This window comes from Streptomyces sp. NPDC005302 (genome assembly GCF_040607345.1).
In the GTDB taxonomy this organism is placed as follows: domain Bacteria; phylum Actinomycetota; class Actinomycetes; order Streptomycetales; family Streptomycetaceae; genus Streptomyces.
In genome coordinates this window covers 355572-382105 of record NZ_JBEXGN010000004.1, presented here as the reverse complement: position 1 = coordinate 382105, position 26534 = coordinate 355572, and the positions used below count along the sequence as shown (strand labels likewise).

23 protein-coding genes are annotated in these 26534 nt (G+C 72.6%); 8 read left to right on the top strand and 15 right to left on the bottom strand.

The genetic code is table 11. The features are described from left to right. Positions 1–38: 38 nt before the first annotated feature. From ABZT74_RS08395 to ABZT74_RS08365, 7 genes are all read right to left on the bottom strand, one after another. A complete protein-coding gene (locus tag ABZT74_RS08395; RefSeq protein WP_356433784.1) occupies positions 39–1061 on the bottom strand; it encodes a hypothetical protein in 1023 nt (340 codons plus the stop codon). Next, positions 1018–1893, bottom strand: a complete 876-nt coding sequence (efeU, locus tag ABZT74_RS08390; protein ID WP_356433783.1) for an iron uptake transporter permease EfeU — start codon at positions 1891–1893, stop codon at positions 1018–1020. The genes ABZT74_RS08395 and efeU overlap by 44 nt, the downstream gene beginning before the upstream one ends. A gap of 2 nt (positions 1894–1895) precedes the next feature. Continuing rightward, positions 1896–3179, bottom strand: coding sequence for an iron uptake transporter deferrochelatase/peroxidase subunit (gene efeB, locus ABZT74_RS08385; RefSeq protein ID WP_356433782.1), 1284 nt, complete (start codon positions 3177–3179; stop codon positions 1896–1898). A 22-nt stretch (positions 3180–3201) separates the two neighbouring features. After that, positions 3202–4338, bottom strand: coding sequence for an iron uptake system protein EfeO (gene efeO, locus ABZT74_RS08380; protein WP_356165951.1), 1137 nt, complete (start codon positions 4336–4338; stop codon positions 3202–3204). Between the two features lie 190 nt (positions 4339–4528). After that, entirely contained in the window at positions 4529–5350 is an 822-nt protein-coding gene (locus ABZT74_RS08375; protein ID WP_356433827.1) for a heme ABC transporter ATP-binding protein, read from the bottom strand. 59 nt (positions 5351–5409) lie between these two features. Then, complete coding sequence (locus ABZT74_RS08370) at positions 5410–6477, bottom strand: iron ABC transporter permease (protein ID WP_356166168.1); 1068 nt, start codon at positions 6475–6477, stop codon at positions 5410–5412. 71 nt (positions 6478–6548) lie between these two features. Then, on the bottom strand, positions 6549–7601 hold the full coding sequence (locus ABZT74_RS08365) for an ABC transporter substrate-binding protein (protein ID WP_356433781.1): 1053 nt from the start codon (positions 7599–7601) through the stop codon (positions 6549–6551). A 73-nt stretch (positions 7602–7674) separates the two neighbouring features. On the opposite strand from ABZT74_RS08365, the gene ABZT74_RS08360 reads away from it, so the two are divergent. The 3 genes from ABZT74_RS08360 to ABZT74_RS08350 all read left to right on the top strand — a co-directional run bounded on the left by ABZT74_RS08360 (position 7675) and on the right by ABZT74_RS08350 (position 11605). Beyond that, positions 7675–9300, top strand: a complete 1626-nt coding sequence (locus tag ABZT74_RS08360) for an HtaA domain-containing protein (RefSeq protein WP_356433780.1) — start codon at positions 7675–7677, stop codon at positions 9298–9300. A gap of 62 nt (positions 9301–9362) precedes the next feature. Continuing rightward, the gene (locus tag ABZT74_RS08355; RefSeq protein WP_356433779.1) at positions 9363–10859 is read left to right on the top strand and encodes an HtaA domain-containing protein; all 1497 of its coding nucleotides are present in this window, start codon (positions 9363–9365) and stop codon (positions 10857–10859) included. Positions 10860–10960: 101 nt separating this feature from the next. After that, positions 10961–11605: a PhzF family phenazine biosynthesis protein gene (locus ABZT74_RS08350; RefSeq protein WP_356433778.1), complete on the top strand. Its 645-nt coding sequence runs from the start codon at positions 10961–10963 to the stop codon at positions 11603–11605. Between the two features lie 332 nt (positions 11606–11937). Here ABZT74_RS08350 and ABZT74_RS08345 read toward each other — a convergent pair whose 3' ends face one another. Together ABZT74_RS08345 and map are read right to left on the bottom strand one after the other, a co-directional pair. After that, positions 11938–12624, bottom strand: coding sequence for a biliverdin-producing heme oxygenase (locus tag ABZT74_RS08345; protein WP_356433777.1), 687 nt, complete (start codon positions 12622–12624; stop codon positions 11938–11940). Between the two features lie 194 nt (positions 12625–12818). After that, complete coding sequence (gene map / locus ABZT74_RS08340; protein ID WP_355870288.1) at positions 12819–13676, bottom strand: type I methionyl aminopeptidase; 858 nt, start codon at positions 13674–13676, stop codon at positions 12819–12821. Positions 13677–13734: 58 nt separating this feature from the next. Here map and ABZT74_RS08335 point away from each other — a divergent pair, with 58 nt between their 5' ends. Then, a complete protein-coding gene (locus ABZT74_RS08335; RefSeq protein ID WP_355870291.1) occupies positions 13735–13971 on the top strand; it encodes a hypothetical protein in 237 nt (78 codons plus the stop codon). A gap of 238 nt (positions 13972–14209) precedes the next feature. On the opposite strand, the gene ABZT74_RS08330 is transcribed toward ABZT74_RS08335, so the two are convergent. Continuing rightward, complete coding sequence (locus ABZT74_RS08330) at positions 14210–15535, bottom strand: MFS transporter (RefSeq protein ID WP_356433776.1); 1326 nt, start codon at positions 15533–15535, stop codon at positions 14210–14212. A 132-nt stretch (positions 15536–15667) separates the two neighbouring features. Continuing rightward, positions 15668–16270, bottom strand: a complete 603-nt coding sequence (locus tag ABZT74_RS08325) for a hypothetical protein (RefSeq protein ID WP_355870297.1) — start codon at positions 16268–16270, stop codon at positions 15668–15670. A gap of 114 nt (positions 16271–16384) precedes the next feature. Here ABZT74_RS08325 and ABZT74_RS08320 point away from each other — a divergent pair, with 114 nt between their 5' ends. The 3 genes from ABZT74_RS08320 (at position 16385) to ABZT74_RS08310 (ending at position 18639) form a co-directional block, all read left to right on the top strand. Further along, positions 16385–17560: a sialidase family protein gene (locus ABZT74_RS08320; RefSeq protein ID WP_356433775.1), complete on the top strand. Its 1176-nt coding sequence runs from the start codon at positions 16385–16387 to the stop codon at positions 17558–17560. A gap of 68 nt (positions 17561–17628) precedes the next feature. After that, positions 17629–18333: an NADPH-dependent F420 reductase gene (npdG, locus tag ABZT74_RS08315; RefSeq protein WP_355870303.1), complete on the top strand. Its 705-nt coding sequence runs from the start codon at positions 17629–17631 to the stop codon at positions 18331–18333. Between the two features lie 117 nt (positions 18334–18450). Next, complete coding sequence (locus ABZT74_RS08310) at positions 18451–18639, top strand: hypothetical protein (protein ID WP_355870305.1); 189 nt, start codon at positions 18451–18453, stop codon at positions 18637–18639. Here the strand turns inward: ABZT74_RS08310 and ABZT74_RS08305 are convergent. Next, on the bottom strand, positions 18629–19429 hold the full coding sequence (locus ABZT74_RS08305) for a site-2 protease family protein (protein WP_355870308.1): 801 nt from the start codon (positions 19427–19429) through the stop codon (positions 18629–18631). The genes ABZT74_RS08310 and ABZT74_RS08305 overlap by 11 nt on opposite strands. A 380-nt stretch (positions 19430–19809) precedes the next feature. Between ABZT74_RS08305 and ABZT74_RS08300 the strand changes: the two genes are divergently transcribed. Further along, a complete protein-coding gene (locus tag ABZT74_RS08300) occupies positions 19810–23382 on the top strand; it encodes a BTAD domain-containing putative transcriptional regulator (RefSeq protein WP_356433774.1) in 3573 nt (1190 codons plus the stop codon). Between the two features lie 56 nt (positions 23383–23438). On the opposite strand, the gene ABZT74_RS08295 is transcribed toward ABZT74_RS08300, so the two are convergent. The 3 genes from ABZT74_RS08295 to panB form a co-directional block, all read right to left on the bottom strand. Continuing rightward, complete coding sequence (locus ABZT74_RS08295; protein WP_355870314.1) at positions 23439–24263, bottom strand: ABC transporter permease; 825 nt, start codon at positions 24261–24263, stop codon at positions 23439–23441. Then, positions 24260–25294, bottom strand: coding sequence for an ATP-binding cassette domain-containing protein (locus ABZT74_RS08290; protein WP_356165932.1), 1035 nt, complete (start codon positions 25292–25294; stop codon positions 24260–24262). The genes ABZT74_RS08295 and ABZT74_RS08290 overlap by 4 nt, the downstream gene beginning before the upstream one ends. Before the next feature lie 193 nt (positions 25295–25487). Next, the gene (gene panB, locus ABZT74_RS08285) at positions 25488–26375 is read right to left on the bottom strand and encodes a 3-methyl-2-oxobutanoate hydroxymethyltransferase (protein WP_355870320.1); all 888 of its coding nucleotides are present in this window, start codon (positions 26373–26375) and stop codon (positions 25488–25490) included. Between the last annotated feature and the right edge of the window lie 159 nt (positions 26376–26534).

The following is a 26534-nucleotide window of genomic DNA, read 5'->3' as shown; positions in this document are numbered from 1 at the left end:
GGGCAGATCGGTCCGGCCCGTCGGGGCCGGACCGCGGGCTACTCGCCCTTCGCGCCCGTCAGCCCCTCGACCCGTCCGAGGACGGACACCCGCCGGTCGTCCGCGCCCTTCGCCGGGTCCAGCGCCACCTGGTTGGAGACGAACTCCAGCGTCAGGGACTGCTTGATCTCACCGGTGGTCAGAGCCTGGACGTCCGCGCTGGGCGTGGGGATCGCCGTGCCCTCCGCGGCGGTCTGCTTCTCGAAGCGGTGCGTCGCGAAGAACACCAGCGCCCCGCCGTCCGCGGTGCGCAGGCCCACCGGGGCGTAGTCGCCCGCGGTCAGCGGCTCGTCGATGTACTGCCGTGCCAGACCGGGCCGGTTGGCGAACTTCTTGCGCTGGACCCGCCACAGCGAGGTGTGCGTGCCCGCCGCGAACGTGTCGCCGCCGGCCCGCAGATAGGTCGCGTAGGTGCTGCCGAGCTTCTCCGGCTCGACGGCGAGCGCCGCGTCGTCGAGCGTGACGGGCTGCGCCCAGCCGTCCTTGTCCCGCGTGAACTTCGGTACCTCGTCGGCGGTGAGAACCGTCAGGTACGAGGCCTGCCACAGCTCGGCCGCGCTGCCCCGCGTGAAGACCATCAGCCAACGGCTGCCCGGCGCGCCCTTGTTGGCCGCCGTGTTCGCCACGAACCAGCGCGGCCACGCCGCCTTGGCGGGTATGGAGAACTCCGCGTCCCGGAACTCCAGCGGTGAATGCGCGGGATTTCCACCGGGGTTGCTCTTGTGGCCGGCCTTCAGCTTGGCGGCGTCGATGTCCGCGAGCGGGCCGGTCACCCGGTCCGCGTCCTGCGAACGGTCGTACGTCTTGTCCGCCTTGTTGTAGGCGGTGGTGAAGTCCTTGAGCGCCCGGGCGGCTTCGGCGCGGGTGGCCGCCGGGACGACCTCCCGCTCGCCGTGCACCACCACGCAGCCGCTCGCGGCGACGGACAGCGCGGTCACCGCTCCCGTCGCGAGGACGAAACGGCGCAGGCTGCCGGAACTACGAGGCCTTCGTGGGCTGCGACCCGTGTGATCCCTGCTCATCAGGTGCCTTCACCTTCCCCTTCCCGGAGGCGAACCCTACCGGGGCGAGGAAGATCGCGAGTGTCGGGACCAGGTAGAGCGCCCACACCGTGACCTGGAGGACGGTGGGGTCGGGCTGGAAGTTGAAGACGCCCTTGAGGAGGGTGCCGTACCAGCTGGTGGGGTCGATGGTGCTGCTGATGTCGAAGGCGAGGTGGGTGAGGCCGGGGATGAAGTCGGCTTCCTGGAGGTCGTGGACGCCGTAGGCGAGGACGCCGGCGGCGACGACGACGAGCATGCCGCCGGTCCAGGTGAAGAACTTGGCGAGGTTGATCTTCAGGGCGCCTCGGTAGAAGAGCCAGCCGAGGAGGACGGCGGTGGCCAGGCCGAGGGCGACGCCGATGAGGGGGCGGGGGGTGCCGTCGCTGGCGGCGTGGACGGAGGCCCAGACGAACAGGGCGGTTTCCAGGCCTTCGCGGCCGACGGCGAGGAAGGCGGTGGCGACGAGGGCGCCGGTGCCCATGGCGAGGGCGGCGTCGAGTTTGCCGTGCAGTTCGGACTTGAGGTGGCGGGCGGTGCGCCGCATCCAGAAGACCATCCAGGTGACGAGGCCGACGGCGACGATCGACAGGGAGCCGCCGAGGCCTTCCTGGGCCTGGAACGTCATTTCCTGGGAGCCGAATTCGAGGGCGCAGCCGAAGCCGAGGGCGACGACGATCGCGACGGCGATGCCGGTCCAGATCGGCTTGAGGGCGTCCCGGCGGCCCGTTTTGACGAGGTAGGCGATGAGGATGCAGACGACGAGGCTGGCTTCGAGACCCTCGCGCAGGCCGATCAGGTAGTTGGAGAACATGGTCAGGCCTCCTTGGAGAACAGCGTGCGGCCCCACCAGTCGTCCTTGTCGCGGACGCCGGGCGGGACAGCGAAGACCGCCGAACCCACGTGCTGGATGTACTCGTTGAGGGCGTCGGTGCGTGACAGGGCGCGTTGCACGGGGATGAATCCCTTGCGCACGTCGCGCTGGTAGGCGAGGAAGAACAGGCCGGCTTCGAGGCGGCCGAGACCGTCGGTGCCGTCGGTGAAGGAGTAGCCGCGGCGCAGGATCGTCGCGCCGTGGTTGGCGTCGGGATGCGCGAGCCGGACGTGCGCGTCGGGCTTCATCGCCTTGAGGAACGGCTTGTCGTGTTCCTTGGCCTTGCCGACGGGAGCGCCCTCGCCCTTGTCGCGGCCGAAGACGTCCTCCTGCTCCTGGAGGGAGGTGCGGTCCCACGACTCGATGTCCATCCGGATGCGCCGGGCGACGAGATAGGAGCCGCCGGTCATCCAGTCGCCGCCGTCGCCCTCGCCGACCCACACGAACTTCTTGAGACGGTCGGTCTCGGTGCCGGCGATGTTGCGGGTGCCGTCCTTGAAGCCCATCAGGTTGCGCGGGGTCTGCGCGCTCGGGGTCGTGGAGGAGGTTTTGCCGAAGCCGAGCTGCGACCAGCGGATGGCGACCGTGCCGAACCCGATCCGCACGAGGTTGCGGATGGCGTGCACGGCGACCTGCGGGTCGTCCGCGCAGGCCTGCACGCACAGGTCGCCGTTGCTGCGGGTCTTGTCGAGGTTGTCGCCCGGGAACTGCGGCAGGTCGACGAGGGCGTCGGGCCGCCGGTCCGCCAGGCCGAACTTCTCGAACAGCGACGGGCCGAAGCCGATCGTCAGGGTGAGTCGGGAGGGGCTGAGGCCGAGTGCTTCGCCGGTGTCGTCCGGCGGCGCCTCGGGCAGACCGCCGTACGCGCCCTCGCCGACGGTGTGCCCCGCGGTCATCCGGGCGGCCGCCTGTGTCCAGTCCTTGAGGAGCTGGACGAAGGCGGCACGGTCGTCGGTCTTCACGTCGAACGCGGCGAAGTGCAGCCGGTCCTGGACGGCGGTGGCGATGCCGGCCTGGTGGGCGCCGTGGAAGGGCACCGCCCCGCCGGTGTCCGAGCCGGCGGGGTCGACGTCGTTGCCGGTGCGGGTCATGGCGACGGCACCGCCGGCCGCGGCGGCACCGAGCGCGAGCCCGGCACCGCCCCAGCCGATCAGTGAACGCCGGGACGGCGCGGAGCCGTTGTCGGCGGATCCGGTGCGCTCCGTGCTGCCCTGGGTGTCCGTCATGATGCTGTTCCTCCGTCCGTGACTACTTGACGACGGCGGCGGCGAGCTTCGACAGGGGCTCGGCGAGCGCGTTGACAGCGTCCGACAGCTCCTTGGTCTGTGCCTTGGTGACCTTGTCGTAGGAGACGAAGCCGTCCGAGGTCTTGTCCGAGCGGTACTTGTCGAGCTCGGTGTTCAGCGCGGCGAACTGCTTGTCGAGCTCGGTCGTCAGCGTCTGGTCCTTCTCCGAGGCGACCGGCTTGAGCAGCTCGTACGCCTTCTGCGCGCCGTCGACGTTGGCCTTGAAGTCGCTGAGGTCGGTGTGCGAGTAGCGGTCCTCCTCGCCGGAGACCTTGTTCTTCGCGACCTCGTCGAGCAGTTCCTTGGCACCGTTGGCCATGGAGGTCGGGGTGATCTCGGCCTTGCCGACCCGCTTCTGCCAGTCCTTCAGGTCGGAGACGAGCTGGTCGGCGAGCGTCTTCTGCTCGGCGCCGATCTTCTTGTCCTGCCAGAGGGACTTCTCCAGCGCGTGCCAGCCGGTCCACTTCTGGCCCTTCTCCAGGCCGTCCGCGCGGGTGTCCGTCTTGGGGTCGATGTCACCGAAGGACTCGGCGATCGGCTCGGTGGTCTCCCAGCCGACGCGGGAGGGGGCGAAGGCCTTCTTGGCGGCTTCGAGGTCCCCGGCCTTGATGGCGTCGGCGAACGTCTGGACCTTGGGGATCGTCGCGTCGGCCTGCTCCTGCGCGTACTCGCGGTAGGCGGCGACGGCCTTGTCGAGGCGCGGGTCGCGCTTGGCGACCTTGCCGCCGGTCACGGTGAGCTTCTGGCGGACGCCGAGGCCCTTCATGCCCGGGCGGCAGGCGATCTCGTACGCGCCGGCCTTCACCTCGGCGGTGAGCGTGTACTTGGTGCCGGGGCCGATGTTCTCCTTCTCGGAGACGATCCGGTCGTCGGGGAAGAGGATCTCGACCTCGGTCGCCTTCGACCCCTTGTTCTCGATCTTCAGCGTGACCTGGCCGGCCGGCACCGACTTCACCGAGGTGTCGCACGTCGAGTCGGCGGCGGTCACCTGGATCGCGTCGCCGTTCTTGGCGTCGCTCTTCTCGGTGCAACCCGTGACGGCGGCCAGAGCTGCCGCGGTGGCGGCAGCGGTGACAACAGAGAGTCGGACGGCTCGCATTCAGGCTCCAAGAGAAGTCGGACAAACCGCACGGTGATCCCCGCATCGGCATGGTGAGGCTGGCCTAACTTATCTGAGGCTTGCCTTGGTGATACCCGGTCGTTCGGTGATTCAGCTCTCACAGCCGCCTTACAGAAACGGCGAGATCACGGTGACTCAAAACAGACCCCAAGAAAAAGTCAAGGGAGAGTCAAGCGTCGCGTCTCGGGGTGATGAGCGCGGCGCCGGTGCGTGGATGCGGGAGCACCTCGACGGGCTGCCGGTAGACGTCGGTCAGCAGGCGGTCGGTGAACACCTCGGCCGGCGGGCCGTGGGCGGCGACCCGGCCGGCGCACAGCACCGCCGTCCGGTCCGCGTAGGCCGCCGCGAGGCCGAGGTCGTGCAGCACCACGACGACGGCGTCCCCGGCGGCCGCCCGCTCCCGGCACACCCGCAGCACCAACTCCTGGTGCCTCAGGTCGAGTGCGGCCGTCGGTTCGTCGAGGAGGAGCAGGGAGGCGCGCTGCGCGAGCACCCGGGCGAGCGCCACCCGCGCTCGTTCGCCGCCGCTGAGCGCGGCGAACGAACGGGGCGCGAACCCGGTGACCTCGGTGGCCGCCATGGCGGAGGCGACCGCCGCGTCGTCGTCGTGCGGGGTGTGGGCCCAGGGTGCCCGGCCCATCCGGACGACCTCCTCGACCGTGAACGGGAAGGACAGGGCCGCCGCCTGGGGCAGCACGGCCCGGCGCAGGGCGAGTTCGGGCGCCGTCCACTCCGTCGCCGGACGCCCGTGCAGCCGTACGACCCCCTCGGCGGGCGGCAGATCGGCGGCCAGCGCGGACAACAGGGTGGACTTTCCGGCCCCGTTGGGTCCGACCAGGGCGAGCACTTCACCGGCGCGGGCGGCGACGTCGACGCCCCGCAGCACCTCCTGGGCGCCGAGCCGTACGTGCAGGTCCTCGGTCTCGGCCAGGACGTCACCCGGAGCGGGCCGGGGAGGCGGTACGGGCCGGGCCGTTCCCGGCAGCAGCAGGCGGAGCGTCCTGCGCGGGAACCGCGGGGGCGTCGGCCCGGACGTCGTGCGAGCGGTTCTCACGCCCAACCTCCTTGTTTGCGGCGGGTCCTGCGCAGCAGCCACAGGAAGAACGGGCTGCCCAGCAGGGCGGTGAGGACACCGAGGGGGAGTTCCGCGGGCTGGGCGATCGTGCGGGCGGCGAGATCGGCGGCGAGCAGGACCGCGGCGCCGCCGAGCGCGCTGCCCGGGATCAGGAACCGGTGCCCGGGGCCGGCCGCCATCCGCAGCAGGTGCGGGACGACGAGACCGACGAAGCCGATGATTCCGGAGACGCTGACGGCGGCCGCGGTGAGCAGCGCGATGACGAGGACCAGGACGATCCGCAGCCGTTCGACGTCCACGCCCAGATGCCGGGCCGGGCGTTCGCCGAGCGCCAGCAGGTCGAGCCGGCGGGCGTACAGCGGCGCCACCGCCAGACCGGCCACGGCGCAGGGCAGTACCGCGAGGACCTTCGGCCAGGTCGCCTGCGCCAGGGACCCGAGCTGCCAGAAGGTGATCTGGTTGACGGCCGCGGAGTCCGCGAAGAACAGGAAGAGCCCGATCAGCGCGCCTGTGAAGGCGTTGAGGGCGATGCCGGTGAGGATCAGCGTGACGACCTCGGTGCGACCGCCCGAGCGGGACATCGCGTAGACGACCAGCACGGTCGCGAGGCCCGTCACGAAGGCGACGCCGGGGATCGTCCAGCTGCCGATGAAGTCCAGTCCGAGCGCGATGGCGGCGACCGCGCCGACCGCCGCGCCCGACGAGACGCCGATGACGCCGGGTTCGGCCAGCGGGTTGCCGAAAACGCCCTGCATCAGGGCGCCCGCGCAGCCCAGCGAGGCGCCGATGAGCAGGGCGAGCACGATCCGCGGGAACCGCACGTCCCACAGGACCGATTCCGGGACCCGGTCGAGCGCGCCGCCGCCGAGACCGACGCGGTGGGCCACCGAGCCGAGTACGTCGCCGACGGGGATCGGATACGCGCCGATTCCTGCCGCCACGGGTATGAGGACGAGCAGTGCGGCGACCAGCCCGCCGGTCAGGAACCAGGGCACACCCCGGGACCGCTTCCGCGCGGGAGCGTTGGGGGAGGGCTCGGCGATGGGGGCGGGGTCCCGGGGGACGGGCTCGGCGGCCGGTGCGACGGCCGTCTCGGGGACAGGCCGGGCGGCGGTCACGCGGCGTTCCCGTACAGCTGACGCACCATCGACTTCAGCACCTGGTCGGTGCGCGGGCCGTAGTTGAGCAGGACGCCGTCCTCGATGGACACGATCCGGCGTTCCATCCCGGCCGGGGTCTGCGCGACGCCCGGGATCTTGACGAGCCCGTCGACGCCGCCGACGGATTCGAGCCCCTTGGACATCACGAGGATCGCGTCGGGCGCGGCCTGCGCCAGTGCTTCGGTGGTGATGGCGGTGAAGTCCTTCTTCAGGCCCGACGCGGCGCCCGCGTCGACCGCTCCCGCTGCTTCGAGCAGCGAGGTCGCACCCGAGCCCCGGCCGCCGATGAGATAGACGGAGGCGGAGCCGCGGAGGTAGAGGAAGGCGACGCGCGGATGGTCGGCGTGGGCCGGAATCGCCTTGCGCACGGCGGCGATCCGGTCCTCGGACCGCTGTGTCAGGCGCTTCCCGGCCGCGGGTACGCCGAGGGCGTCGGCCACCGCCCGGATGCGCGGGCCGACGTCCTGGAGCCCCTGCGCCGGGTCCACGACGAGGACCGGGACACCGGCGTCACGGATCTGCTCCATGGCCTCGTCCGGACCGGTCGTCCTCTCGGCGAGGACGAGGTCGGGGCGCAGTGAGAGGACGCTCTCGGCGGAGACGTCGTGGTTGCGGGTGACGACCGGGAGCTTCTCGGCCTGGTCGAAGGTGGCGGTGATGTCGCGGGCGACGACGTGGCCGCCGAGGCCGAGCGTGAAGACGATCTCGCTGAGGCTGCCCGACAGCGGCACGATCCGGTCGGCCTTCGCGACGGTGACCTTCCTGCCGCCGGACGAGCGCACGGTGACCGGGAGCCGGGGCTTCTCCGGGGAGGCCAGCGGCTCGACACGGTTGGCTCCTGATGGTCCCTCACCTGCGGCCGCGCCGGTGGCGGCCGCCGGTGCGGTGCCGGCCGGGCCGCCGCACGCGGTCAGGGCGAGGGCGAGCGTGGACAGCAGTGCCCCCGCCAGTCGTCTGCGCAAGCGTTGCACTGTCCCGTCATTCCTCTCGGTACTCTTCCGATCCATCCGGACGGTAGTTTAGGTTAGCCTTACCTAAGCCGCTACCGCCTCTTCAGGCACCGGAATCCGGAGGACATCCATGCCCGCGCGATCGAGGGCTCTGGCCGCCATGGTCTGCGCGGCCGTGCTGGGCGCTCTGCTCACCGCTACGGCCGCCCACGCCGCGAGCCGCACCGTCCAGGGCGGCCGGCTCGACTGGGGCATCAAGTCGTCCTTCCAGAGCTACGTCACCGGTCCGATAGCGAAGGGGAGTTTCTCGCTCACCGGCGGCGCGGCCACGGTCGGCGCGAGCCAGTTCCGTTTCCACTCGGCCACCGGCTCGTACGACGGCGGCACCGGCGCCTTCACCGCCTCCTACTCCGGAGGCGTCCACTTCGTGGGACACCGGCAGAGCGGCGGCGCCTACGAGCTCGACATGACGATCAGCCGCCCCACCGTCCGCCTCTCCGGCGGCGTCGGCACGCTCTCCGTCGACATCACCAGCAAGGCGAAGGGCACCGGGGCGGTCACGACGTCCACACAGGTGCCCTTCGCCACCCTCTCCCTCGGCGGCATCGACATGAAGGGCGGTGGCACCGCAGTCCGGCTCAACAACGTTCCCGCCACGCTCACTTCGCAGGGTGCCAGGTCGTTCGCCGGGTACTACACCGCGGGCACCGCGCTGGACCCGGTGAGCCTGGAGGCAGACGTGCGGGCCGCGCCCTCGGCCGAGCCGTCGAAGACCACCACGCCCAAGCCGACATCGACGCAACCGGCGAAGAAGCCCGCGTCCGGCGCGATCGAGGACGGCGCCGTCGACTGGGGCGTGCGCCGCACCTTCCGCGAGTACGTCACCGGGTCCGTCGCCGACGGAAAGTGGACGCTGACCGACGGCGCCCAGGACGGCGGCGCGCTCTTCCGCTTCCCCAAGGGCGAGGGCGCGTACGACAGGAAGAAGCGCACCCTGACCGCCTCCTTCGACGGGGCCGTGCGCTTCACCGGGCACCAGGGACTCGACCTGCGGCTGAGCGGACTGCGCGTCTCCGTCGCCGACGGCAGGGGCACGCTCTCCGCCGACATCGCGAGCGCCGGCCTCACCGGAAAGAAGGTCCCCCTCGTGACCTTCGCCGCCAAGGACCTGACGCCGAAGGACGGACTGCTCCAACTGGACGAAGTCCCGGCAGAGTTGACCTCGCGGGGCGCGAAGGCCTTCGGCGGGGTGTACCGGGGCGGCACCGCGATGGACCCCCTGACCCTCTCCGTCGCCCTCACCGACGACGCGTCCCTGCCCCCACTGCCGGACCTCGGCACCTCCGCGTCCCCCACGCCGCAGGCGTCGGGGGCGGCCGACGAGAAGAAGACCGTCGCCGCGCCCCGCACGGAGAGGACCGCCGGCGACACCTCGGACGGCGGCTCCGCCCTGCCGCTCGGCATCGCCGCCGCCGTGCTCGCCGCCGCCGTCCTCGCCCTCGCGCTCGTACGCAGGCGCCGGCAGCGTTCCGCACCGGCCGTGACGCCGGCCGCCGAAGCAGCGGGCGACGAGCCGGACTCCGTCCCGGCCGCTCCCACCCGGACCACCCCCACAGCCGACGCCGTCACCGGCGCCGGCAGCAGTCCCGCCACCGCGAAGGACCGGGAGGCCCCGGACGCCGCGGAGGCACCCGCACCGGAATCCGCGTCCGGATCCGCGTCCGGATCCGAACCCGCGTCCGCGGACAAGGACTGACCCACCCATCCGGTACCTCCGCCCCCGGCGGAGGGTGCCCACCCCTGAGGAGACCCACGATCATGGCCGCCATCAGCCGCAGCCGCCGCCCCCTCGCACTCGCCGCCGCCGTCGCGGTCGCGCTGGGGGCCGGTGCCCTCGCCGTGACCAGCGCGTCCGCCGCCGAAGCCCCGCTCAAGGACTACGAGTTGACCTGGGGCATCAAGCAGTCCTACCGCTCGTACGTGACCGGCATGGCGGCCGGTTCCTTCACGCCCGCCGGCGGGGCGACCCAGGCCGCCGACAACGGAGCGTTCACCTTCGTCAGAGGCAGCGGCACCTACGACTCCGACACCCACGCCGTGCGGCTCGGCTTCGAGGGCGGCCTGACGATCGCCTCGAAGCTGCACGGTTTCGAACTCACCCTCTCCGACGTCAAGTTCGACAGCGGCGCCGCCGAGATCACCGCCGACGTGACGAGCGGCGGCAGCACCCGGGACGACGTCCCGCTCGCCGACGTCACGGTGACCCGCACCATGACGGGCATGGAGACCAAGCTGACGGAGGAGGCGGCGACCGTCCTCGGCAGCGCGAGCTACGCGGGTGCCGCGGGCGACCCGCTCACGGTGGTGCAGAAGACGTCCCCGACGCAGTCGCCGTCGCCGACCGCCAGCCCCTCCTCCTCCACGTCCCCGAAGCCGACGACATCGACCTCCCCGAAGCCGACGGCCTCGACCTCCTCCACGGCCTCGCCCTCGGCCTCGCAGCCCGCGAGCCCGAGCGCCTCGGCCTCCGAGACCGGCGCCGCCACCAAGGGCGACATCGCCGACGGCACCCTCGGCTGGGGCGTCAAGCAGTCCTTCCGCACCTACGTCGTCGACGGCCCGGCACAGGGCAGGATCACCGCGTCCGGCGGCGCCACGCAGGCCTCCGGCAACGGCGTCTTCACCTTCGGCGGGGCCGACGGCAGCTACGACACCGACGCCGGAACCCTCACGGCCGCCTTCAAGGGCGCGGTGAACTTCAAGGGCCACGAGGCGAACGGGACGTACGGACTCGACCTCACCCTCAGCGGCCTCGCCGTCGAACTCGACGGCGGCACCGGCGAACTGACCGCCGACGTCGAGAGCCTCGGCAAGGCCAGCGACGACGTCGTCCTCGCGAAGCTCACCGCGGCCACCTCCGACCTGAAGGCCGAGGACGACGTCCTCACCCTCGACGACGTCACCGCCGAACTGACGAAGGCGGGCGCCCAGGCCTTCGGCGGCTTCTACACCGAAGGCACCGTCCTCGACCCGGTCGACCTGTCGGTGGCCCTCAGCGACGACGCCCAACTCCCCGACGGCGACGGCGACTCGGGCAACGGTTCCGGTACGGACTCGGGCACCGGCGGCACCGGCACGACCTCGGGCACCGCCGGCGGGACCGGCACGACCGGCTCCACGACGGGCGGCGTGACCGGCGCGCTCGCCTCCACCGGCTCGGACGTCCCCGCCGGCGCCCTCGGCGCGGCTGCCGCGGTCACGGTGGCGGCAGGCGCGGGCGTGGTGATCGCCGTCCGCAGGCGCCGCCAGGCCTGACCGCCCGGCCACGAGGGCCGCCCGCCCCGCACATCGCTCCCCTCGAGAGGGAACCGACGGGGGCGGGCGGTCCTGTGCCCGGGTGATGTTTGAATGCCGGAGTGACTGACTACGACGTGCTGCGGGTCTTCTGCGGGCCCGATGGCGGGTATGGCAATGAGCTCGGTGTCGTGCGCGAGGGCTCGGTGATGCCGGACCGGGCGGAGCGGCAGGAGTTCGCCGCGAAGCTCGGGTTCAGCGAGACCGTGTTCGTGGACGACCCCGAGCGCGGGGTCATCGACATCTACACGCCGACCCTGCGGCTGCCCTTCGCCGGGCATCCCTGCGTCGGAGTGGGCTGGCTGCTCGACGTGCCCGAACTGGTCACGCCCGCCGGGGTGGTGGGGGTCCGGCTGGACGGCGAGTTCAGCTGGATCGAGGCACGGGCCGAGTGGGCGCCGCCGCGCACCCTGAAGCGGTACGCGTCCGTGGCCGAGGTCGACGAACTGGCGGTTCCCACGCCGGGGGAGTGGATCTACGCCTGGGCCTGGCAGGACGAGGCGGGCGGGCGGGTCCGGGCCCGGGCCTTCCCCGGCCGCGACGACGGCATCGACGAGGACGAGGCCACCGGGGCGGCCGCCATCCTCCTGACCCAGCACCTCGGCCGGGCCCTCAACATCACCCAGGGCAGCGGCTCCCAGATCCTCACGGCCCCCCAGCCGAACGACTGGGTGGAGGTAGGCGGCCGAGTACACCTGGAACTCTGAGACCGATTCACCCCACCCACCGCAAAAGCCACAGCGCCCGAGCCAAGGGGCCCCGCAGGGCTCCCAGGGGCGCGACGGCTTGGAGTCATGGGGCCCCGCAGGGGCTTCCAGAGGCGCGGGGAACGGCGCGATCAACCCCCACGGTCCGGCACGCAGGCGACGGCCTGGAGTCATGGGGCCCCGCAGGGGCTTCCAGGGGCGCGGGGAACGGCGCGATCAGCCCCCACCGGCCGCACGCACGACGGTGAACACCAGGCCCCCGACCCGGAAGCCCCCCGCAGGGGAAACGCGAGCGGGGCCCGGGGGAAGACCCCGGGCCCCGTGGACGACGATCACGCCGAGAGCGGGAACTCCTCGCCGAGATCCCGGAACACCCCGGTGTTCAGGGCGAACGCCCGCTTGCACTCGGCCACGATCCGCTGCTTCTCCAGATCGTCCGCCAGGACCCCGTCCAACAGCTCCCGGTAACTCCGCTTGAACGCGGCCGGGTTGGAGATGTCCTCGAACACGTAGAACCGCACACCGTCACCCTTGCGGCTGAAGCCCCACGTCTGCTCCGCCTTGCCCCGGATGATCTGGCCACCGGAGAGGTCGCCGAGGTAACGGGTGTAGTGATGGGCGACGTAGCCGCCGGGCCACTCGCGGGCGCACTCCGCGACCCGGTCCGCGTACGCCCGGGTCGCGGGCAGCGCGGTGAGCGTGGCCCGCCAGTCCGGGCCCCGGAGATGGGCGAGGTCGCGCTCCAGAGCCGCACGGCGCAGCAGCTCGGGGCGTATGAACGGGCCCGCCACGGGATCGGCGGCCAGCCTCGCGGTGTCCGCCTCCAGCGCCTCGTACACGAACCACAGCTGCTCGGTGTAGCGCGCGTACGCCTCGACCCCCAACCGGCCGCCGAGCAGGTCGCTCATGAACGTCGAGGTCTCCGCCTCGGTGTGCTGCTCGTGCGACGCGGTGCGGATGAGCGTCGAGAAGGGCGTGCTCGCCGGCGTCATCGTGGCCGACGGGTCCGACGCGTTCATGGGGCCTCCGAGGCCGATGAGAAGGGCGGGAACTGGTACGAGGTCCTTCGTATCTTCTATGGTTAGGCTTACCTAAGTCAACAGCCTTCCCGACAGCATGTCGGTAAAACCGTACCCCGATTCCCGCCCCGACCCACAGGGAAAAGCCCGCCCTGTGGACAGGGCGGGCTCAAGAGGGCTCGAAAACCGGACGGCTACGGCAGCGTGAGGATCTCCGCGCCGGTGTCGGTGACCACGAGCGTGTGCTCGAACTGCGCCGTCCGCCTGCGGTCCTTGGTCACGACGGTCCACCCGTCGTCCCACATGTCGTACTCGTGCGTGCCGAGCGTCAGCATGGGCTCGATGGTGAAGGTCATCCCGGGCTGGATGACGGTCGTCGCGTGCGGACTGTCGTAGTGCGGGATGATCAGCCCGGAGTGGAACGACGAGTTGATCCCGTGCCCGGTGAAGTCCCGTACCACCCCGTACCCGAACCGCTTGGCGTACGACTCGATGACGCGCCCGATGATGTTGATCTGCCGCCCCGGACGGACCGCCTTGATCGCGCGGTCGAGGGATTCCCGGGTCCGCTCCACGAGGAGCCGCGACTCCTCGTCCACGTCACCGACGAGGTAGGTCGCGTTGTTGTCGCCGTGCACCCCGCCGATGTACGCCGTCACGTCCAGGTTCACGATGTCGCCGTCGCGCAGCACCGTGGAGTCCGGGATGCCGTGGCAGATGACCTCGTTGACCGAGGTGCACAGCGACTTGGGGAAGGCGCGGTAGCCGAGGGTCGACGGGTAGGCGCCGTGGTCGCACATGTACGCGTGCGCGACCCGGTCCAGCTCGTCCGTCGTGACGCCGGGCGCGATGAGTTTCGCGGCCTCGGCCATCGCCTGCGCGGCGATCCGGCCGGCGATCCGCATCGCCTCGATCGTCTCGGGCGTCTGCACCTCCGGGCCGGTGTACGGCGTGGGGGCGGGCTTCCCCACGTACTCGGGGCGCCTGATGTTTCCCGGCACGGGACGGGTGGGGGAGAGCTCCCCTGGTACGAGCAGCGACTGGCCAGACATGCCAGCGAGTCTAACCAGCGGCCATGGGGGAACATGTCCCTGGCGAAAGGAGCTGGTGATGGCCCTGTTCAAGAAGCGGACGGTCGGTAAGCCCGGCGAGTGGTACTACTGCCTGGAGCACAAGAAGGTCGAGGAGGGCCCCGACTGCCCGGCCAAGGACCGCTTCGGCCCGTACACCTCCCGCGAGGAGGCCCAGCACGCGATGGAGACCGCGCGCGAACGCAACCTCGAATGGGAGACGGACCCGAAGTGGCACGACGCGTCGGAGAAGGCCCCGGGCTCCGAGGACGGCTGAGCGGGACCGGGAACCGGGCGAGCGGCGCCGACCGGCCGCCGGGCGTCGCGGCGTCCGGGCAGGGCCTCGGCCCGCCGCCCCGGTATCCGTCGTCGGCCCGCGCGGCTCATGACCGACCGGCGGTCGGCGGGTCGGCACCACCCGGCTTCCCGCGCGGGTGCGCGTCCTCGTCCGGCAGCGCTCGCGGAGAGGGAGCGCGCTCCGGCCCCGGGCCGCGCGCCCGCCGGCCTCCGGGGACTCAGGAAGCGGCCACCGGCGGCTGCTGCGGCAGCTTCTCCGCCTGGGCGGCGCGGGACTCCCGCATCCGGCACGCGTGCTCGTTCGTGCGCTCGTCGTAGCGCATCAGCTTGGGCAGGCCCACGGCCAGCAGTCCCACCGCCGCGACACACAGCGCGCCACCGGCCCACACCGACGTCCGCACCGTCGTCCACGCGGCCATCCCGCCGGAACGCACCTGCCCCAGCTGGGGGCCGACCGAGTACGACAGCAGCTCGATCCCGGCGAGGCGTCCGCGCAGCTCGTCCGGGATGGTCTGGTTCCAGATGGCGGCCCGGAAGATCCCGCTGACCATGTCGCAGCTCCCCGCGAGGGCGAGGAAGAACAGCACCAGCCAGACGTTGTGCACCAGGCCCGCGCCGATCATCGCGAGGCCCCAGCAGACAGCCGCCAGCGCCACCATCCGGCCGTGCCGGTGGATCCGCGAGGTCCACCCGCTGGTCAGACTGACGACCAGGGCGCCCGCCGGCAGGGCCGCGTACATCAGGCCCAGCGACCAGGCGGCGTCCAGGTCGTCCGCGAGGAACGGCAGCACCGCGAGCGGCATCGCGAAGAACATCGCCGCGAGGTCGATCGCGTACGTGCCGAGGAGTTCCTTGCGGCTCCACGCGTACCGGGCGCCCTCCGCGATGGACCGCAGGGACGGCTTCGCCGCCGCGTGGGAGGCGGGGGACGCGGCGATCCGGGCGATCATGACCACCGACACGGCGAAGGTCACCAGGTCGACGGCGTAGGCCCAGCCCAGCCCGGCGTACGCCACGACGACGCCCGCGAGCGCGGGTCCCGCCACGCCGCCCACCGTCCAGCGCAGCGAGTTGAGCGCGGCGGCGGCCGTCAGGTGTTCGTGGGCGACGATCCGCGGGGTGAGGGCGTCCATCGCCGGGCGCTGTACGGCGCTGAGGGCCGCGGAGAGCGCGGCGATCACGTAGAGGGGCCACACCGCGGGGTGCGGCAGCGCCGCGTTGAGGAGCAGGGCGGCGCTGAGCACCCCCTGGCCCGCCTCCGTGCTGACGATCAGCTTGCGCTTGTCCAGGGCGTCGGCGAGGGCACCGCCGTACAGCCCGAAGACGATCAGCGGGATCAGCTCGGCTGCGCCGATCGCGCCGACGGCGGCCGTGGAGCCGGTGAGTTCCTTCATCTGCACGGGCAGCGCGACGAACGTCAGGAAGCTGCCGAAGCCGGTGACCAGACCCGCCACCCACAGCCGCCGGAAGTCGGCGGAGGTCCGCCAGGGCGCGAGGTCGGGCAGCAGGGCGCGCAGACGGGAGGCGGGGGTGTCATCACTCACGACGGGCCATGCTCGGCGGAAAGGAGGAGTTGAGCAAATCCTTTTCCCCAGCTGACAGCGGTGACCGCCGGGTGACGGCCACCGGCGGCGCGTCGCCCGGCGGCCGTACGACCGGTGCCGGCGGCGCGTCGGCTACCAGCGGTAGGACGGGGGCGCCGTCAACTGGTCGGCCAGGTGGGACAGCCGGTCGCGGAAGCGGCGGCGGCCCCGGGGCGACGGCAGGGCGTTCTCCCCGGCCGCCGCGCTGACCAGGTGCTGCACGGTGTCGAGGTCGAGCTCGGGGTCGGGCGGCACGGCGAGCGACTCGTGGGCCAGCGCGGGCAGCTCGCCGCACCCGGCCGACAGGGCGAGGACCGTCGCCCCGGCCCGGCGGGCGTCGTGCACGCGTTCCAGCAGCGGGGCCCCGGGCGCGTCCGGCGCCACCACCAGCAGCGTCTCCCCGCGTCGCGCGGCCTCGATCCGTCCGAGCCCCACCGCCAGGTGCGCGGGATCGGACTCCCGCGCCCCGTGCCGCACCAGCGTCGGCGCCAGCTCCGGCGTCCCCGACCAGGCCGCCTCGTCGACGAGATGGGCCGCGAGATGCCAGGGCTCGTACCCCTCCGATCCGACCAGCAGCAGTCCGCCGCCGTGCGACACCACGGACCCGCGCAGCGTCCCCCCGAACCGGCGGGTGGCCCCCAGCCACTCGGTCCCGGCAAGCACCTCACGCAGCAATGCGACCCGTACGGCGTCCATGACCGCATCCTCGCGCAACCGGCGCTTCGTGACCCGGAGTTCACCCCGAATTCGCCCGACATGGGGACATGCCCGCACCACCGACCCCACCGGCCACGGCGAAGGAGCCCGACCATGACAGATCCGAGCACCACCGGGCCCGACACCGGGACGGGCACCGATCCGGGCACCGAGCCGGGGCCGCTGCCCGGCGCCGACGGGCCGCCCGCCGCCGCGGACCCGGCGGCGAGCGTTCCCTTCCGGGGCGGCCGGGAGGGCTACGCGAGCTACCGGATCCCCGCCGTCGTCGTGACGGGCGCGGGCACGCTGCTGGCGTTCTGCGAGGGCCGGGTCGGCTCCGCGAGCGACCACGGCCACATCGACATCGTCCTCAAACGGTCCGTGGACGGCGGCCGCACGTGGGGCCCGCCGCAGGCCGTCGCGCGCAACGGCGTCAACCTCGCCGGCAACCCCGCGCCCGTCGTCCTCGACACCGGCCGCGTCCTGCTCGTCCACGTCCGCGCCGCCGCCACCGCCACCGAGGACGCCCTGCTGCGCGGCAAGGTGAAGGCCGCCGACGGGCGGCGGGTGTGGGTGCAGCACAGCGACGACGACGGACTCACCTGGTCCGGGCCCAAGGAGATCACCGCGCAGGTGAAGAAGGCCGGCTGGCGCTGGTACGCCACCACCCCCGGGCACGCCCTCCAGCTCGGCTCCGGCCGGGTGGTCGTCCCCGGCAACCACACGCTGCCGCCCACCGGAACGGACAACGGCACCGAGGCGAAGTACAACAGCGGCCACTGCCTGCTCAGCGACGACCGCGGCGCGACCTGGTACCTCGGCTACCTCGACGAGAACACCAACGGCTACGTGAACGTGAACGAGACCACGGCCGCCGAACTCCCCGACGGGAGGCTGTACTTCAACACCCGCAACGACTCCCCGTCGCCGGGCAACCGCGCCGACGCGTACTCCCGGGACGGCGGCCGCACCCTGGAGAAGCCGTTCCGCCCGCAGGCCGGTCTCGTCACGCCCGTCGTCGAGGGCAGCCTGCTCCAGCTCCGCGACCCCGACCTGCTGCTCTACTCCGGGCCCGCCGACCCGGAGTTCCGCGCCCTGATGACCCTCCGCGCCTCCACCGACGGCGGCACCACCTGGCGCACCGCGCACACGGTGGACGGCCTGCCCGCCGCCTACTCCGACCTCGTCCGCGTGGACGCCGCGACCGTCGGACTCCTCTACGAGACGGGCGACTTCGGGGCCTACGAGACGATCACCTTCCGGCGCGTCCCGGTGAACGCGCTCGGGTGACCGCGCTCACCCGGGGCGCACCGCCACCTGACACGCGAGGCCGCCGTCCGCGCACGTAAGGTCGGCCCATGACCTCTACTGACAGTGCGCAGAAGGCCCCCGCCAAGGACCCCTGGGATCTGCCCGACGTGTCCGGGCTCGTCGTCGGTGTGCTCGGCGGCACCGGTCCGCAGGGCAAGGGCCTCGCCTACCGGCTCGCCCGCGCGGGACAGAAGGTGATCATCGGCTCGCGCGCCGCGGACCGCGCCCGCACCGCCGCCGACGAGCTCGGCAACGGCGTCGAGGGGGCCGACAACGCCGAGACCGCCCGCCGCAGCGACATCGTGATCGTCGCCGTGCCGTGGGAGGGCCACGGCGACACCCTCGCCGCGCTGCGCGAGGAGCTGTCCGGGAAGCTCGTCGTCGACTGCGTCAACCCGCTCGGCTTCGACAAGAAGGGCGCCTACGCGCTGAAGCCGGAGGAGGGCAGCGCCGCCGAACAGGCCGCCGCCCTGCTGCCCGACTCCCGCGTCACCGCGGCCTTCCACCACCTCTCGGCCGTGCTGCTCGCGGACCCGGAGATCGAGCAGATCGACACCGACGTGATGGTCCTCGGCGAGGAGCGGGCCGACGTCGAGATCGTCCAGGCGCTCGCCGGCCGCATCCCCGGCATGCGCGGCGTCTTCGCGGGCCGGCTGCGCAACGCCCACCAGGTCGAGTCCCTGGTCGCCAACCTGATCTCGGTGAACCGGCGCTACAAGGCCCACGCGGGCCTGCGGGTCACGGACGTCTAGAAGGGCGCGGATCCGTACCGGGACGCGGACGGGGGCGCGGACGGTGCGAGGCGGGTCGCCCGGGGCGGGTGGGGGACACTGGTGACAAGCAGTGTCCCCCCGACAGGAGCCGACCCCATGCCCCGCCTCGCTCTCTACGCCCTCGCCGTCTGTGTCCTCTCCGTGGCCGCGGCCGTCGTCTCGTTCGTCCAGGGCAGCTTGCTGGGCATCGTCTGGGTGCTGCTCGCGGGCCTGTCCTCGAACATGACCTGGTACTACGCGCGCCGCGGCCGGGTGCGTGAGGAGTCCGGTCCGGTCAGCGGCTGACGGTGCAGAAGTCGTCGACGCCGTCCCAGAACCGGTAGAGGTCCTGGCCGCAGTAGCGCTGCACGTCGTCGATGCCGAGGCCGCCCAGGATCGAGTAGATCGCGTCGAAGAACGCGGTGTTCACCGACGGGATCCACAGCACGGCGAACACCGCGAGCAGACCGAACGGCGCGAAGGGCTCGACCTGGCGCCTGACGCCGTACGACAGCCAGGGCTCGATCACGCCGTAGCCGTCGAGGCCGGGGACCGGCAGGAAGTTCAGGATCGCGGCCGTCACCTGGAGCAGCGCGAGGAACGCCAGCGCGTAGCGGAAGGCGTCCGGGACGCCGTCCAGGGCGCCGAGCCAGAACGGCGACGTGCACACGACGGCGAACAGCACGTTCGTCAGCGGACCGGCCGCGGAGATCAGGCTGTGCTTCCAGCGGCCCTGGATGCGGTTCCGTTCGATGAAGACCGCGCCGCCGGGCAGGCCGATCCCGCCCATGATCACGAAGATCACCGGCAGGACGATGCTGAGCAACGCGTGCGTGTACTTCAGCGGGTTCAGCGTCAGATAGCCCTTGGCGCCGATCGAGATGTCGCCGCTGTGCAGGGCGGTGCGCGCGTGCGCGTACTCGTGCAGGCACAGGGAGACGATCCAGGCGGCCGTCACGAACAGGAACACGGCCAGGCCCGGCTGCTCGGCGAACCCCGTCCAGGTCGCCCAGGCGGTCACCGCCATGACGGCCACGATCCCGACGAAGACGGGGCTGATCCTCCGGTCGCTGTGGCGGGTCGCGGCGGTGGTCATGGGGCTCCCTGTACTGGCTGGACTGATGGCACGTGTGCTCGGGCCTGCCCGACCGTACCGGGCTCACGCGGAAAACGTCTCGCCATCGGGCATTGGTTCCGGGGAGGGTGGGGGCGGACGCCCGCGCCCGCGTCACCGGCCTGGGCAGGACGGAACAGCCGCTCCGCCCGCGCGGCCGGGCAGCGCGGACGGGGGACGGAGGGCCGAAGCGGCCCGGGCGGCGGAGCGTGTCCGGCGGCCCGGACAGGAACGGAGCGGCACGACCGGGGCGGCCCGCGTCGAACCCGCCGGTGCCGAACCGCCCCTGCCGAACCTTCCGTGCCGAACCTTCCGTGCCGAACTCGACGGCCCCGACCCCGCACCCCACGTCACCGGAGACAATGGACCCCGTGCGCTACCGCATCCTCGGAACCACCCAGGCACTCCGCCCCGACGGCACGGCCGTCCCGGTCGGCGGGGCGCGGCTGCGTGCCCTGCTGACCGTCCTCGCGCTGCGGCCCGGACGGACCGTCTCCGCGGCCGTGCTGGTCGACGAGGTGTGGGACGGCGATCCGCCCGCGGACGCCTCCGGCGCGCTCCAGGCACTGGTGGGGCGGCTGCGCCGGGCCCTCGGAGCCGGCGTGGTCGAGTCGGTGGACGGCGGCTACCGGCTGGCCGCCGCGGCCGACGACATCGACCTGAACCGCTTCGAGCGGCTCGCGGGGGAGGGCACCCGCGCCCTCGCCGACGGCGACCCCGCCAAGGCCGCCGCCGTCCTGGACGACGCCCTCGCCCTGTGGCACGGACCGGCCCTCGCCGACCTCCCGGACCGCACCGCCGAGTCCGCCCGCTGGGAGACCCGGCGGATCGACGTCCACCGGGCCCGCCTGGCCGCGGCCCTCGCGCTCGGCCAGGCCGAGCAGGTGCTGCCCGAACTGAGCGCGCTGTGCGATCTGCATCCGCTCGACGAGCCGCTGCACGTCCTGCGGCTGCGCGCCCTGCGGGACGCCGGCCGGCCCGCCGCCGCCCTCGCCGCCTACGAGTCCGTCCGCGCGCTCCTCGCCGACCGGCTGGGCTCGGACCCGGGCCCGGAACTGCGCGCCCTGCACGCCGAACTCCTGGCCTGGGACACGGCTCCCGGGCCTGCCGGAGCCCGGGGACGGACCCGGTCGGCCACCGTGGACCCGGCGGCACCCGGTGACGCCCGGGACGCTCACGCCACCGGCCCGGCGCGCGGCACCACGGACACGCGGGCCACGGCGGACGGGCGGCCGGGCCCGGCCGCCGGGTTCCTCCCCTTCCCCCCGCTCCCCCCGGGCAGCGCCACGACGGCCGCCCCGGGCCCGGGCACCACCGGCCCGGGCACCACCGGCCCGGGGGCCACCGCGGTCTCGCGGAACGGCGCGGGACCGGGCACGGACGGGGCCGTCCGTGAGCCGGGCGCGAACGGCCCGATCCCCCTCGCGGCGCTGCCGCCCGGCAACCTGCGGGCCCGGCTCACCTCCTTCGTCGGCCGCGAGTCGGACATCGATGCCATCCGCGGCGACCTCGCGGGCGCCCGGCTCGTGACGTTGCTCGGGCCCGGCGGAGCCGGCAAGACGCGGCTCTCGCAGGAGGTCGCCGAAGCCATGGCGCCCGCACTGCCGGACGGCGTGTGGCTGGCCGAACTCGCCCCCGTCGACGACCCGAAGGCCGTGCCCGAGGCCGTCCTGACCGCCGTCGGCGCCCGCGAGACCGTGCTGCGCGGCGCCGGCGCCGAGGAGATGCGGGCCGTGGCCGACCGGCACGACGACCCGCTCACCCGTCTCGCCGAACACTGCGGCAGGCGCCGCCTGCTGATCGTCCTCGACAACTGCGAGCACGTCGTGGACGCCGCCGCGCACCTCGCCGAGGCACTCCTGGAGCGCTGTCCCGGACTGACCGTGCTGGCCACCAGCCGTGAACCCCTGGGCGTACCGGGGGAGTTGGTGCGCCCCGTGGAACCGCTGCCGGAGCCCGTCGCGCTGCGGCTGCTAGCCGACCGGGGCGCCGCGGCCCGCGCCGGCTTCCGCGTCGAGGACGATCCGGAGGCGGCCGCGGAGATCTGCCGCCGCCTCGACGGCCTCCCGCTCGCCATCGAACTCGCCGCCGCCCGGCTGCGGATGCTCAGCCCGCGGCAGATCGCCGACCGGCTCGACGACCGGTTCCGCCTGCTCACCTCGGGCAGCCGCACCGTACTGCCCCGTCAGCAGACGCTGCGCGCCGTCGTCGACTGGTCCTGGGACCTGCTCGACGAGACCGAACGGGACGCCGTGCGGCGGCTGTCCGTCTTCGCCGGCGGCTGCGACCTGGCCGGGGCCGAGGCCGTCTGCGGTCCGGCCGCACTGGACGTCCTCGGCTCCCTCGTCGACAAGTCCCTGGTCGTCGCCGCCCCTTCGGGCGACGGCGGGATGCGCTACCGGCTCCTGGAGACCGTCGCCGAGTACGCGGCGGAACGCCTGGACGAGTCCGGTGGCCGCGAGGCGACCGAGCGTGCCCACCTCACGTACTACCGCGAACTCGCGCGCACCACCGACCCGTTGCTGCGCGGCCCCGAGCAGCGGGCCGCCATCGAGCTCATCGAGCGGGAGTACGAGAACCTGCGCACCGCCCTGCGGCGGGCGGTCGCCGGACGGGACGAGCAGGAGGCCCTGTGCATGGTCCTCTCGCTGGGCTGGTACTGGCAGATCCGCGACCAGCGCGTCGACGCCCGGGCCTGGTCCCGTGAGGTGATGGAGCTCGGCCCCGACCCCTTCCTGCCGCCCGCCACCCTGGTCGCCCCGCTGTACGAGCGGTCCACGGACGCGCCGCCGCCGATGCGCGCGGAGATCCTCGACGAGGCCCGGCGCGGGGTCCACCTGTTCCATCTCGCCTACATGGACATGGACATGGACGCCTGGCAGACCCCAGAGGCCCAGGAGAAGCTCCGCACGATCGCCGGGTCCTACGAGCCGGGGACGCCGCAGACCTGCCGCAGCCCCGGCAACCTCTGGTTCTACGCGGTGCTCCTCACCGGCACCCTGGACCAGGTCACGGCGGTCATCGACGCGTCGGTGCGCACCTGCCGCGAACTGGGCTACGAGTGGGAGCTGGCCGCCGCCCTCCAGATGCGGGCCAACATCCTGGCCAACCGCGCCGATCTGGCCGGCGACGCCACCGCGGACGCCGACGACGCCCTGGAGATCTTCGTCCGGATCGGCGACGCCTGGGGTGCCGCCGAGTCGCTCTCCGCCCGCGGTGAGGCCCACGAACGCACCGGTGACTACGCCGCCGCCGCGGCGGACTACGCGGAGGCCGCCCGGTACGCCGAACAGCTCGGCGCCCGCGCGCAGAAGGCGGTCCTGACCGTCAGGCTCGGCAGCATGCACATCGAGCTGGGGGACGCCGAGCGTGGCGAGCGGATGCTGCGCGACGTGCTGGAGGACCGGGGCGGCGGCCACAACGAGGCCATGCCCGCCGCCCGCCTCTTCCTCACGACCTGGCTCGGCCGCAGCGACCGCGTCGCCGAGGCGCGCGAGCAACTGCAGCTGCTGCGTGAGCAGTTCGGGGCCAGCACCTTCATGGTCTTCGACGGGTTCGTGGTGGGCCTGGAGGCCTGGCTCGACACGATCGAGGGGAACGACGAGGGCGCTCTGGAGAAGGCCCGCCGTGCCGTGGCGCAGTCCATGGACCCGCTCGCGCAGATGATCGCGCCGCACATGATCTCCGCGCACCTGACCACCGCGGCCATAGCGCTCGGCGGTCTGGACGGCGGCCGGCGCGTCCGCGACGCGGCGCGGCTCCTCGGCGCCGCCGACGGGCTGCTGCCGCAGGGCCACTTCGCGGGTCCGATGGAGGAGGAGGTGCGCGCACGGGCCGAGACACGGGTGCGCGCGCTGCTGGACGACGGGGACTTCGAGGCCGCGTACGCGGAGGGCGGCGGCCTCTCCGCGAAGGAGGCCGCCGCCCTCATCTGAGACGCGGACGCGAACCGGCGGGCCATGGTTCCGGTGGCCGTGGCCCGCAGCGAACATCAGCTCTTGGTGCGGAACTTGTGGATCGCGATCGGCGCCATCACCACCGTGAGTCCGGCGGTCCAGGCCAGCGTCACCCACAGGTCGTGGGCGACCGGGCCTCCGACCATCAGGCCGCGGGCGCTGTCCGCGAGTGCGGACAGCGGGTTGTAGTCGGTGAAGTTCTGCAGCCAGCCCGGCATGGTCCCGGTCGGCGAGAAGATCGACGAACCGAACTGGAGCGGCATCAGGACCAGGAAGCCCATGGCCTGGACGGACTGGGCGTTCTTCATCGTCACGCCGAGGACCAGGAAGATCCACATCAGGGCGGAGCCGAACAGCGTCGCGAGTCCGACCGCGGCGAACAGGCCCGTCCAGCTCTCGATGTCGAAGCCGACGAGCACGCCCACGATCAGGAGGACCGTCGTGGCGACGAGCATCCGCATCAGCTCCACCACGATCTTGGCGAAGAGCACGGACCCCTGTCCGATCGGCAGGGTCCTGAAGCGGTCCATGACGCCGGTGTGGAAGTCCTGGTTGAAGCCGGTGCCGACAGCTGTGGCGATGTTCATGCCCATCATGGCGAGCAGACCGGGCACGACGTACTGCACGTACTGCTGCTGTCCGCCGCCCAGCGACTGGCCGATGGAGCCGCCGAAGACGTACACGAAGAGCAGGGTGAAGACGACCGGCATCAGCACGGCGTCGAACATCGACTCGGGGTCCTGGCGGATCCACAGCAGGTTGCGGCGGACCAGGGCGCCGATGTGGCGGGCGTGCGCGCGGGGCGAGATGCGGGAGTCGCCCTCGGCGGCGAGGGGGGCTTCGAGAACGGCGGTACTCACGCGGAGACCTCCTCGTAGGCGCGGGCGGGGGTCTCGTCCTGCGGAGCACTGGCCTTGTGGCCGGTGAGGGACAGGAACACCTCGTCCAGACTGGGCAGTTCGGTGGAGATGGCGGCGATGGTGATGCCGCGCGCGGTGACCGCGCCGACGACGGCGGTGAGCTGCTCGTCGCTGAGGATCGGCACCAGCACGCTGCCGGTCTCGCTGTCCACGGTCGTCGTGGCGAGGCCGGTGAGCCCCATCTCGTCGAACATGGCGGCCAGCGGGCGCAGTTGCAGCGGGTCCAGCGGGCGGATCCGCAGTGTGCGGCCGCCGACGCGGGCCTTCAGCTCGTCGACCCGGCCGTTCGCGATGACCTTGCCGCGGTCGATGACCGTCAGCTCGGAGGCCAACTGCTCGGCCTCCTCCATGTACTGGGTGGTGAGCAGCACGGTGACGCCGTCGGCGACCATGCGCTTGACCTCCTGCCACACCTCGTTGCGGGTGCGCGGGTCGAGGCCGGTCGTCGGCTCGTCCAGGTACAGCACGGCCGGGCTGCCGATCATCGAGGCGGCCAGGTCGAGCCGGCGGCGCATACCGCCGGAGTACGTGGACGCCGGGCGCTTGGCGGCGTCGGTGAGGGAGAAGCGCTCCAGGAGCTCGTCGGCCCGCCTGCGGGCGTCCTTGCGCGGCAGGTCGAGCAGCCGCCCGATCATGTAGAGGTTCTCCCAGCCGGGGAGCTTCTCGTCGACCGAGGCGTACTGGCCGGTCAGGCCTATCACCCGGCGCAGCTGCCGGGGCTGCTTCAGCACGTCGTACCCGGCGACCGTGGCCTGCCCGGCGTCGGGGGTGACCAGCGTGGACAGGCAGCGGACGAGGGTGGTCTTGCCGGCGCCGTTGGGGCCCAGTACGCCGAGGACCGTTCCCTCGCGTACGTCCAGGTCGACACCGTCCAGCGCCTTGGTCGCGCCGTAGTGCTTGACCAGACCCCGTACGGTGACGGCGCTGCGGCCGGTCGCAGCTTGTCGGGGCGTGTTGTCGATTCGCGTCATGTCCATAAGGTGTCAGGCGCCACCGACAAACGACCGACAGGATGCCTACAGCTCCCCGACCGCCACCGATAGGTCGCCGACACTCGTCCGACAGGGCGGGGAACCCGGAAAGGCGACAACCCGCCGACGGGGGAAGATCGGCGGGTTGCCTTGGTGCCGCAGTGGCTCAGCAGCCCCGGAGGGCTTCGGTGGGTCAGTGGACGGAGTGCTCGTCCAGCGGGAACGTCCCGCCGACCACGTCCTCGGCGAACGAACGGGCCGCGTCGCCCATGACCTGGCGCAGGTCGGCGTACTTCTTGACGAACTTCGGCACCTTGCCGCCGGTCAGACCGAGCATGTCGGTCCACACCAGGACCTGCGCGTCGGTCTCCGCGCCCGCGCCGATACCGACCGTCGGGATCTGCAGCGTGCGCGTGACCTCGGCCGCCAGCTCCGCCGGGACCAGTTCGAGGACGACGGCGAAGGCGCCCGCGTCCTGGACGGCCTTGGCGTCGCGCAGCAGCTGCTGAGCGGCTTCCTCGCCCCGGCCCTGCACGCGGTAGCCCATGGAGTTCACGGACTGCGGGGTGAGGCCGATGTGCGCCATCACCGGGATGCCGGACTCGACCAGCAGCTCGATCTGGCGGTGTGAGCGCTCGCCGCCCTCCAGCTTGACCGCGCCGACCCCGGCCTCCTTGACCAGCCGGGTCGCCGAGCGCAGCGCCTGCACCGGGCCCTCCTGGTAGGAGCCGAAGGGCAGGTCGCCGACGATCAGGGCACGGCTGGTGCCCCGGACGACCGCGGCGGACAGCATGGTCATCTCGTCCATGGTGACGGGGACGGTGGTCTCGTACCCCAGGTGGCAGTTGCCGGCCGAGTCGCCGACGAGCATGACCGGGATGCCGGCCTCGTCGAAGACGGACGCGGTCATCGCGTCGTAGGCCGTCAGCATGGGCCACTTCTCGCCGCGTTCCTTGGCGGCGGTGATGTCGCGCACCGTGATACGGCGGGTGCTCTTTCCTCCGTACAGCGCCTTGCTGCTGTCGGTGGCCTTGAGGGCACCTTCCGCAGGCTGCTTCTGGGCAGCCGAAAGCTGCGTCATCGCAACGGCTCCTTCTGTCATCTCGAGGCACCCTGACGGCGTCCCCGGATCACCTCCATGGTGGCATCTCGTGCCACGCGCGGCTAGACCGGGCCCGCCGCCCCCGGTGTCTGCCTCGCCACTACCGCTATCCGGGTGACCGCGGCCCCGTCCGGAACC